Below are 10,407 nucleotides of genomic sequence, written 5' to 3'. Positions count from 1 at the left end.
GTCTGACTACTTTTTCTTTGAAGCATCTTCTCAAATCCCCTTGACAACTGCCATCCAAGCTTAACTTGTTACGAATGGGGGATTGATGCTTGTCAGCTACAGCAGAATATTGCTGTTAAAAGCCTCTTAGTGGCAACCTCATCTTTTAAATCACGATTCACTGCGCGTTGCCGAACTTCCTTCCTCAACTCTGGCACTTGCGTAATTTTACCCAGAATCGGGTACCGATTCCCAGAGTCGATTTCAGCCCGATCGCACCCCCCATTCGATCGACTCCTTTGTTCGCTATCGCCAGCCCTATTCCCGTCCCTGGGTACACTTCTTGACCGTGCAGGCGATCGAACAACCCAAAAATCCTCTCTTGAAATTTTTCTGCAATACCAATGCCGTTGTCTTCTACCCAAAGATAGATACATTCCTCCTCAGCTTCTGCATAAACTCGCACCTGCGGCTCTATCCCAGGTTCCACGAACTTAATAGCATTGGAGAGCAAGTTAACCAAGACTTGCAGCAGCGTAGCAGGATTGGCCAACACCGTAGGTAGCGGTTCGACAACCGTTATCCGAGCTTGTTTTTGGGCAATTTCAGCCTCTAGTTGCGCGATCGATTGAGCTACAATTAAATGAAGAGAAACTGCTTTTAGTGGTAAGTTAGCTTTGCTGAGGCGGCTGTACTCTAGCAAATTTTCGATTAAAGTATTCATCAGACTTGCAGCATCATTAATCCGAGACAAGTAATCCTGTGCGGTAGTATCCAACTCGCTGGCTTTATCTTTAAGCAACATTTCAGCAAAAAACAAAATTCCCCGCAGAGGAGCGCGCAAGTCGTGAGAAACTGAATAGGTAAACGATTCGAGCTGTGCGTTAACTTCTTCTAACTCAGCAGTACGCTCTCTCACCCGCTCTTCCAAAGTTTCATTAAATTCCCGCAAAGCAAGTTCAGCCTGCTTGATCTCAGTAATATCTTCAACCAATCCCTCAATTGTACTTTCACCTTCTGCGCTGTAGAGATATTGAGTAAACCGAATCCATTTTACTCGACCGTCTGCCAAAGGAAATGTAATTTCGATATTTTGAGACCAAGACTTCCCTGAATCTAGGGGTTGGACAAACAATTGCTGGAGATAAATCCCTTGGACATCTGCTAAATTGCTGGTATCAAACAAGCGCAAAAAAGCTTGATTGCTTTCCAAAAGCTGCCCCTCGGAACTCGCTCGAAAAACTCCGACATTTAAGCGTTCTAGCAGAGAATGAAGTTGGTTTTCCAGTCGAGCAACTCGTTCCCAGGCTGCAACTCGATCGAGCACTGCACGAACAGCAACGCAAAGGCGGACGTAGTGCTTCGGCGACTTGATAATGTAGTCGTCCAATCCTGATTTCATCGCCTCTACAGCAATTTCTTCATTGCCAGTATTCGTAAACATTACAATCGGGCATTCTGGATAACTGGCTTTGATAGTTTTCAGCACATCTAAACCGTTTGTCCAGCGTAGCTGGTAATCGGTAATTACCAGATGGAATCCCCCTCGTTTCAGTGCTTCCTCGAATAATCTATCGTCTGAAATTTCCGTTATTTGCAATTGCGGCAATTGCCGCTCTAACTCGCGTTTGACGAGCAGCCTATCTGTTGGGTTGTCGTCAATTACTAGAATGTGTACCACTTTAACAACTTATAATTTGGCTGTTAGCTAGAGTCCCGATCAATCACTCCTAATAAAAATCTGGGAGGTTGCCCTTTAAAAAAATGACGGGATTCCTCACTAAAAACTTAATTCACTCGTTACCAGGAACAGCCTGGTAACGAGGAAACAAGCAATAAAAACCGATAAACAGCCACTACAAACCACTAAATTCTCTCGGTTCCGGTAGTTCGGTATAGTTGAGCCAATACTCCCTAAAACTCTGCATCATTTCTAATAAAGAAGCAAACCCGAATGGTTTGACTAAATAAGAATTTACCCCTAAATCGTAAGCTCGCTTGACATCAAGTGTTTGCCTAGAAGAAGTAAGCATAACCACCGGCAAGCGTTTTAGTTCCGGCTGCTGCCTCAGCCAAACCAGAACTTCGTGACCGGACCGCCTGGGCAATTTCAAATCTAGTAAAATTATCGCAGGTAAAGGATAGCGATCGCGATCGCTGTACTCTCCGTCACCATTTAAATAAAAAACCGCTGCATCTCCATCTCGGACAATTTGCAGCGAAGTATTAGCAAAAGTCTCATTCCGAAATGCCCGCTGCATCAACAAAACATCAACGGGGTTATCTTCCACCAGTAAAATTGTCTGCGTTTGCGTCATGCTTCCTCAGTTGTATCCAAAATCGACTGCCTTGTCCTAATTGAGATTCCACTCCAACTTGACCGCCCATGCGATCGACTCCTTTTTTTACAATAGCTAATCCTATACCAGTTCCGGGGTAAGATTCGATACCGTGCAGCCGTTCAAAAACCCGAAAGATCCGTTTTTGATGTTCTAGAGCAATACCGATGCCGTTGTCTTCTACCCACAGACGGATGATGGGGACTGGCAATAGAGGGCTGGCCATAAGTAACTGGGAATTTTCCCACTGTCCCACAGTTTGCCTTTCCAATTCTCCCGCTGTATCCGTGTCTGTCTCTCCCTCTTGAGGCAGCTCAAGTTCCTCGGCCCATATCTGCAATTGGGGGGATGCGCCTTCCACAAATTTTATAGCATTGGTTAGCAGATTGGCGATTACTTGAACTAAAGTAACGCGGTGGGCAATTACCGCAGGCAATTGTGATTGAACACTGATTTGAGCGTGCCTGGATTTAGCGTCAGCTTTTACCATAGCAATTGCCTCGGCCACAACAGATTCTAAGTCTAAAACTTGCAGCGATAAATTAGTGCGGCTCAGGTGGCTGTAAGCTAGCAAATCTTGGATTAATTCTTCTAGTTGTTGCCCAGAATTAACAATTTGCTGGGCGTATTCTTTACCCAGTTCGTCGAGGATGTCACGGTAATCTTCTAATAAAGCTTCAGCTAATCCCTGCATTCCCCGCAGGGGAGCACGCAAATCGTGGGCAACGGTATAGGTGAAAGCTTCTAATTCTTCGTTAGCTGCTTGAAGTTGATTGGTGCGGAGTTCCACTCGCCGTTCTAAGGTAGCGTTGAGCATCCGAATTTCGGCTTCTGCTTGTTTGCGCGCAGTTACGTCAATGGCGGTACTAATTACTAAACTTCTGCCGTCAGAAAGCTGGCCTAAAGGCGCGGAATAAAAGTCCCAAATTCGGCTTTCGCCACTGGCTGTGGCAATCATATATTCGCCTTCAGAAATGCGCGCGTTTAATTGGTGCAGTCGATCGATATCTGCTTGCACTAGGGATTTGCGGCTGTGGTAAGCTTTTTCTGTCCAATCTTCAATTGTGGGAATTTCGGAATATTCATAGCCTGAGAGTTCAGTCCAAGCGCAGTTAATTTGCAAAACTTCTCCGTTTTCAGCGTGCAGCATAATTGGCAGCGGTGCGTTGAGAATGGCGAGGCGGAAACGTTCTTCCGTTAATTGTAGGGAGTGGCGATCTTGTTCTAGCTGTTCTAACAGTTGATTTTGCTTGATTTCGGCATTGTCGCGCAAAGTTCGATCGCGCTTCACCAAATAGTAAACCAACACCATCAACAAGAAATTTAGTAAAGCAGCAACGGTAAAAGTCAGGATTGTCAAATTAGCACTCGTTTGAGATTCTCGGGCGCGCTGCTGCAATAGCTGAGTTTCTTCCGCAGTCATGGCGGCTATCTGCTGCCGAATGTCGCCCATGATTTGCTTTCCCCTACCGGATTTTACTTGCTGCAGGGCTGCTGCTAAGTTTTGTTGGCGTCGCAGATTGATGGTTCCTTCAAGTTCGGCTAATTTAGAGTCGATCGCAATTTTCAAGTTGCGAATGCGCTGTTGCTGCAGGTTGTTGTCAGCGGTTAGCTGCTGCAATCCGACTACTTGTTGGTTGATGCGGGCGATCGCGCTGTGATACGGTTCTAAATAACGTTCTTCTCCCGTCAGCAAATAACCGCGCTGTCCGGTTTCAGCATCTTTTAATGTGGAAAGCGTGGCTTCGAGTTCGGTTAAAACTCGGTGAGTGTGGCTCACCAAGCGTTCGTTTTCGACTAACTTGAGAGTATTGCGGTAGGAAGTTGCCGCATTGAAAATTAGCAGCGCCACTACCATTCCGATACCTGCTGTGATTTGGGGAGTCAGTGATTGTTTCATGAAATACTCGGCGCGCGAGTCCTGCTTTTTTTTATTTTAGCTGGATTAAGACTACCCGAGTTTTTGGCGCGCTCAGAGACGGCGACTAAAGCCTATAAATTTAAGGTTCAAATGTGCGATCAATCTTGTGTTTAGTTTAGCCTCGCTCTTCCTCGCATCCGCCTTAAGTCGGAGATGGCATAAATCGCTCTCTTGCGTCTCGTGATTCAGGCAGGCACCAGACAATCTAGGATAACCTGCAAAGCTTAATTCACCTTTTTTTGTATCGAGTTTTGTATCGTTCCTGTTCCTTGGGCAGTTTCAAATTGCGGCGCAAATAAAAGAATTTTTACCTATTGACTCCAGTTGATTTTTGGGGTATATTTTAGATAATGGTAGTGGTGACATAAATTTTAATTTTGCTAATATTCCCATTATTAAATAATACATTATCAAAATAGCCAAGTCAAGCTTTTTACCCCAAAAAAAAGGCGATTTTTTAATATTTTATTTAAAAAATATTTTTTTTTGGAGGCAGGGAGAAATTCACAGAGGCGATGACGCGGGTGAATAGTATCAGAAATCAGAAATGCGATCGATCGGGTAATTGGGGAGAATGAATGAGTTGAAATTAGTTTAACATCGGAATTATATCTTTTTGCGAGCGAGCGTCTCGATCGCACTCGCAAAGAGACACTCGTCCTGCACTGAGAAAATTAACTGAGAAAATTATGATTCCGAGTGCAGTGCCGCAACAATATAATTACACAATCGCAGCCGCTGCTTTCATCGCGAAAATGCGATCAATCGCATCCTCAACAACCTTATCAGGCGTAGAAGCACCCGAAGTCACACCCACCACAATTTTACCATCCGGTAGCCAACCTTCAGCTACGACCAAATCTGCCCCCAAAGGCTTGTGTTCGATCCGATTTCCCGGTAAAATGCGCTCTGCACAATCAATGTGATAAGAAGGAACAGTTTTGTCGATCGCAATTTCCTGCAAATGCGTAGTATTAGAAGAATTAAAACCCCCAATCACCAGCATCAAATCCAGCTTTTCCTCAACCAAACTCAACATAGCATCTTGCCGTTCCTGAGTCGCATCGCAGATAGTATTAAAACTCAGAAAATGCTCGCTCAAATTCTCCGGCCCGAACTTCCGCATCATCGTTTTTTCAAACAATTTGCCAATATTCTCCGTCTCAGTTTTGAGCATAGTAGTTTGGTTAGCAATCCCCACCATTTCTAAATCCCGATCCGGGTCAAAACCAGCAGAATAAGCCTTACTAAACTTAGCCAGAAACTCAGCGCGATCGCCCCCATGCAAGATATAATTGCTGACATATTCAGCTTCTTGCCAATTCAGGACAATCAAATACTTATCAGCAAAAGAACTCGTAGCAACAGTTTCCTCATGCTTGTACTGACCGTGAATAATCGAAGTATAATCCTTTTTTTTGTGCTTTTCAACAGTATTCCAAACCTTAGAAACCCAAGGACAAGTAGTATCAACAATCTTGCAGCCCTTATCATTAAGCAACTGCATTTCTTGGACACTCGCCCCAAAAGCCGGTAAAATTACCACATCGCCGCTATCGACAACCGAAAAATCTTTCTGCCCATTCTCAACAGCAATAAAACCAACTTCCATATCCCGCAAATGCTGATTGACAGACGGATTATGAATAATCTCATTAGTAATCCAAATCCGTTCGGTTGGGAAATGCTGGCGAGTCTCGTAAGCAATAGCTACAGCGCGTTCCACCCCCCAGCAAAAACCAAAAGCCTGAGCCAGTCGGATCGTGACTGCGCCGCGTTCGAGTCTGTAATTATTGTCGCGAATTTGCTGGATCAGACTGCTTTGATAAGCCGTCTGCATTACCCCAGCTACCTCAGCTTCGTGTCCGAAACCCTTGCGGTGGTAGTTTTCCGACTGTTGGAGCGATCGTTTAAAAGCTTTAGTATCCATGCGGTATCGAGTTGAAATCTAGGTTAATTACCTTTGATTTTAGAATGCGTGGGGTGCGATCGGGCTTATTGGCTCAGTAGCGAAGAGGGGATATGCTATTTATACGATCGACACATGAGAGGGAAGAAGGAATGAATCGCGAAGACGCGGTTCGTTAAAAAAAAACTTAAAAAAGCAGAGAGACCCAGATAGCTGAGTCTCTGCACGATCTAACTTATTCAAAAAATCAGCTTTACACCTTCTTCGGCGCAAAAGGAGAACTCGATTCAAACGAACTGAAACCGCCGGCAAAATCCTCACCGTAAGCTTCTTCCCCGTGCTGACCAATATCCAAACCTTGGTCTTCAGCAGATGACGGCACTCGCAGTTCCATAAACTGTTCCAAAATTTTCAGGATCACAAAAGTGCCGACAGCCGCAAACACGTAAGTAGCTAGAACGCCTACAAACTGGGTGACGATTAGCCCCGGATTCCCGGCAAACAGCCCGTCATTTCCGGCAGCGTTCACCGCTTTAGTCGCAAACACACCAGTCAGTATCGCACCCACAGTTCCGCCTAAGCCGTGAATCGGGAAGGTATCCAAAGAGTCGTCAAATCCCAGCTTAGCCCGGAAACTAACGGCAAAGAAGCAGCAAACCGAAGTGATCGATCCGATCAAAAGCGCCCCCACTGGCAGCACGAATCCAGCCGCAGGTGTGATGCCCACCAATCCCGCTAGGAAACCGCTAGCAATTCCCACTGCTGTCGGTTTGCCTCTGAGCACCCATTCCAGGATTGTCCAAGTTAAACCGCCTGCTGCTGTTGAAATCATTGTGGTGACAAAAGCCACTGTTGCTAAAGAACCAGAACCCAAAGCACTACCACCGTTGAAGCCAAACCAGCCGAACCACAGCAGCCCAATTCCCAGCAAGACGTAGGGTACGTTGTGGGGGGTGTGGGGCTTGTTCAAATGGTCTTTGCGCGGTCCGATTACCCAAGCTGCGACAACGGCAGACACACCGGAACTGATGTGCACGACTGTGCCGCCGGCAAAGTCTAAAGCTCCCATCGCCCCCAGCCAGCCTCTACCCCAAACCCAGTGGGCTAAAGGAGAGTAAATGAAGGTAGACCACAGCAGTACGAACCAGAAATAGGTTTTAAATGTTACCCGTTCGACGATCGCCCCTGAAATCAAGGCCGGAGTGATGATGGCGAACATCATCTGGTAAACCATGAAGACTTGGTGGGGTATGGTCGGTGCGTAGCCGATCGGATCTGGTTTGTCGGCCGTGACGTTGTTCAAGAACATCCAGTCGAAACCGCCGATGAAGGTTTCGATCCCTTTCCCAAAGCCTTCGGACGCTGGAGTCGAAACGTCAAAGGCCAAACTGTAGCCCCACAGCGTCCAGGTGACGCCGATCAGTCCCATCATGACTAAGCTCATCATCATGGTGTTGAGGACGTTGCGCGATCGCACCAGTCCCCCGTAGAAAAACGCCAGCCCCGGTGTCATTAGTAATACCAGTGCTGCGGAAACCAACATCCAGGCCGTATCGCCGGTGTCGATCGGATTCGGCACCACTGCAGCAGCAGTACCAGCAGCATCTTGAGCTAAGGCATTGTCCGTTAGCGGTACGCTTAACAGCCACAGCGCGATGATGCCGATCGTTAAACTTTTTTTGATCACGTTAGTTGTACCTTCTCATACTCAGCAATTTTTAAGGAAGACCCAGCCGATTTTAGATGCGAGGATTTTAGATGCAATAGTTATTTGGTTTTAAGTCCGTGTTTTAGCGGAACAAATCTTCAATAGATAATTCCCCAATCCTCAACCTCCCGACTTTGTATAGCCGGACCCATCTAAATTCGTCAACTATCAATCCAATGGTCTATGCCTTTTGGATTCCACCATTTGTACAAACAGTTATTCTGTATCACCTTATACTAAATAGCTAACTATCATATTTCTTAATGTATCAGTCGCTACTTGACATAGCCAGTGACAACACAGTAATCGGAAAGGGGGAGAGTTGGGGAGAATATGACTTCATCCTTTATTTTTCTAACTAAGGACTAATGACTAATGACTAATGACTCATAACTAATGACTAATGACTAATGACTCATGACTCATTTTTCAACTGCATCTGATCGAATAGTTGGAGAGCCGATCGCCAAACCAGATAACCTTGATCGTTAAGGTGCAAGCCGTCTGTGCTGAGTTCAGTTGGCAAATTGCCGTCAGCATCCGCAAACAGCGGGTACAAATCCAGATACAAAACATTTTCCGAACTAGCAATTTCTTTCAGCCGTCGATTTATTGACCTAATCCGACTGTTAGGAATCGCCAACAGCCGATCGCGATTTTCCCAAGTAGCTTGTTCCCCGCTGTGCGGCAAAATCGACTGAACAACCACTTGTGCTTTGGGGTGAGCCCACCGCAAATCGCGAATTATCTGCCGCTGGTTGTCCAAAATCCCTTCGTCGCTGGCCCCCCGCAACAAATCGTTAATCCCAATCATCACAAACACTGTATCCGGCGCAGTGCGATCGAACAACTGCAACCGCTTCAGCAAACCCAGGGAAGTCTCCCCCGAAATCCCTTGATTCAGCCAAATTCGATCAACTGGTAACAACTTGGTCGGAAACCACATACTCAGAGAATCCCCAGCCAAAACACTCAGTCTTGAGGGTCGATTCGCCGCCGCCGCCTCAGCTTCGCGACCCAACTGCGTCACCCACTGCTGGTAAGTCCATTTATGTCGCGGCCCGGGAACGGGCACGTCTAGCACTGCCTTTGCAGAGATCGCCGGTTGGTCAATTTGTTCCTGGGCCGCTTCTGCCGTCACCGCATCATTCGCCTGGAAGCTTTCTGTCAACTTGTTTCCCCGCAGCAGTAGTTGAGCGACTGTAAGTATCAGTACCCCGTTCGTCACCAAAGATAGCAAAGCCCAAACCGGAACAGTTTTTGATCGGCTAACTTCCATCCCTAAGAGGGATTTATGAGTTCTACTTCTGCTACCTCCTCCAAACTTCTCCATAAACTCAAGCTATTTGCAGCCATCACACCGAATAATTTGCACTCATTGCTGCATCAAATTTTACCGCTCAATTAAAGCCTCAATTCTTGTAATAATCAAGCACTGTGCTGTGTTGGGCAAGGGCGGCGATGCAGAACTTTGCTTTTTGGCACTACTTTACCATAAAAAATCTGCCTACCAAACTTTCTTGCACATAAATCGGACTTGTCCAACCCGCAGACGGGGACATAAATATATCTAAAACTTACCGAAATTACCCATTTCTGATGCTAAAATCCAAAAATGAAAAAATTAACTATAACTGAAGCAGCCAAACTTAAAGGTGTGAGCGCTTCCACCTTGCGAAGATGGGAAGCCGAAGGCAAGCTAATACCCGAACGCACGGCTAATGGTCACAGACGCTATGACCTAGCTCATCTTCTCGGCTTAAAACCCAACGGCGCTTTAACCATTGCTTACGCTCGGGTTAGCAGTCACAACCAAAAAGATGATTTAGACAGACAAAAACAAGTTTTGGAATTGTTTTGTGCATCTCAGGGGTGGCAATTCCAAATCATTGAGGATGTAGGTTCTGGGGTTAATTACAGTAAGCGGGGTTTACAACATCTAATTCGGGCGATCGCAGACAATCAAGTCGAAAGGTTGGTATTAACTCACAAAGACAGACTGCTGAGATTTGGTTCTGAACTAATTTTTAATTTGTGCGAACACTTTGGGACAGAGGTAGTGATTATAAATCAAACCGAAAATACTAGCTGTGACGAGGATTTAGCTAAAGATATACTAGAAATAATCACTGTTGTCTCCGCCCGCCTTGATGGCAGCACGAATCCCAATAACAAGCGCGTCGTTGAAGAACTTAAAGCCATTGCCGGTAAACTCTAATCAATACACCAGCTTGCAAAGTTCGTTAGTTACAGATTCTCAATTACCAATTACCAATTACCGACGCACATCTCATGCAATCGGAAACTACTATATAGCAAAACCATTTGATTTGTAAACAATCGATTCAATGATCGCCAGCGTTTCAGGTGGTTCTACATTCATGACTCAAATAGACTTGCTATATTTAAGGCGTTGCATAATAGCGGGATGATTTTGATTTTTTTCTCTGATTGGTTCTGGTAGACCGTCCGTTGTAAGTAGCTAGACAAAATTAATTACATAGTTTTCTCCAAATTCTTTCAGGATTTTTTCCACAGAGGTAACAAAAGT

Annotated in this window: 7 protein-coding genes; 1 reads left to right on the top strand and 6 read right to left on the bottom strand. The window is 45.6% G+C overall.

Annotated features, from left to right (window positions below; all coding sequences use genetic code 11):
• Positions 1-184: 184 nt before the first annotated feature.
• The 6 genes from QUA36_RS29800 to QUA36_RS29775 all read right to left on the bottom strand — a co-directional run bounded on the left by QUA36_RS29800 (position 185) and on the right by QUA36_RS29775 (position 9,135).
• Positions 185-1,660 carry an ATP-binding protein gene (locus QUA36_RS29800; protein ID WP_333459992.1) on the bottom strand — a complete coding sequence of 492 codons (1,476 nt, stop codon included), beginning with the start codon at positions 1,658-1,660 and terminating at the stop codon, positions 185-187.
• Positions 1,661-1,835: 175 nt separating this feature from the next.
• Positions 1,836-2,297, bottom strand: coding sequence for a response regulator (locus QUA36_RS29795; protein ID WP_333459991.1), 462 nt, complete (start codon positions 2,295-2,297; stop codon positions 1,836-1,838).
• Entirely contained in the window at positions 2,260-4,218 is a 1,959-nt protein-coding gene (locus QUA36_RS29790; RefSeq protein WP_333453608.1) for a CHASE3 domain-containing protein, read from the bottom strand. The genes QUA36_RS29795 and QUA36_RS29790 overlap by 38 nt, the downstream gene beginning before the upstream one ends.
• A gap of 742 nt (positions 4,219-4,960) precedes the next feature.
• The gene (locus tag QUA36_RS29785) at positions 4,961-6,169 is read right to left on the bottom strand and encodes a 4-hydroxy-3-methylbut-2-enyl diphosphate reductase (protein WP_333163949.1); all 1,209 of its coding nucleotides are present in this window, start codon (positions 6,167-6,169) and stop codon (positions 4,961-4,963) included.
• Positions 6,170-6,401: 232 nt separating this feature from the next.
• Entirely contained in the window at positions 6,402-7,835 is a 1,434-nt protein-coding gene (locus QUA36_RS29780) for an ammonium transporter (protein ID WP_333459990.1), read from the bottom strand.
• Positions 7,836-8,271: 436 nt separating this feature from the next.
• Positions 8,272-9,135, bottom strand: coding sequence for an SGNH/GDSL hydrolase family protein (locus QUA36_RS29775; RefSeq protein WP_333459989.1), 864 nt, complete (start codon positions 9,133-9,135; stop codon positions 8,272-8,274).
• A 336-nt stretch (positions 9,136-9,471) separates the two neighbouring features.
• On the opposite strand from QUA36_RS29775, the gene QUA36_RS29770 reads away from it, so the two are divergent.
• Complete coding sequence (locus QUA36_RS29770; RefSeq protein WP_333163956.1) at positions 9,472-10,074, top strand: IS607 family transposase; 603 nt, start codon at positions 9,472-9,474, stop codon at positions 10,072-10,074.
• Positions 10,075-10,407 lie beyond the last annotated feature (333 nt).

Origin of the sequence: Microcoleus sp. Pol10D4 (assembly GCF_036701555.1) — a bacterium.
In the GTDB taxonomy this organism is placed as follows: domain Bacteria; phylum Cyanobacteriota; class Cyanobacteriia; order Cyanobacteriales; family Microcoleaceae; genus Microcoleus.
Note: the sequence above shows the minus strand (reverse complement) of the source record. Positions and strands in the feature narration are given on the sequence as shown.

Coding starts and splice junctions, on each gene's coding strand:
- QUA36_RS29795 (WP_333459991.1), bottom strand. CDS start 2,297: ATGACGCAAACGCAGACAATTTTACTGGTGGAAGATAACCCCGTTGAT.
- QUA36_RS29790 (WP_333453608.1), bottom strand. CDS start 4,218: ATGAAACAATCACTGACTCCCCAAATCACAGCAGGTATCGGAATGGTA.
- QUA36_RS29785 (WP_333163949.1), bottom strand. CDS start 6,169: ATGGATACTAAAGCTTTTAAACGATCGCTCCAACAGTCGGAAAACTAC.
- QUA36_RS29770 (WP_333163956.1), top strand. CDS start 9,472: ATGAAAAAATTAACTATAACTGAAGCAGCCAAACTTAAAGGTGTGAGC.
- QUA36_RS29775 (WP_333459989.1), bottom strand. CDS start 9,135: ATGGAAGTTAGCCGATCAAAAACTGTTCCGGTTTGGGCTTTGCTATCT.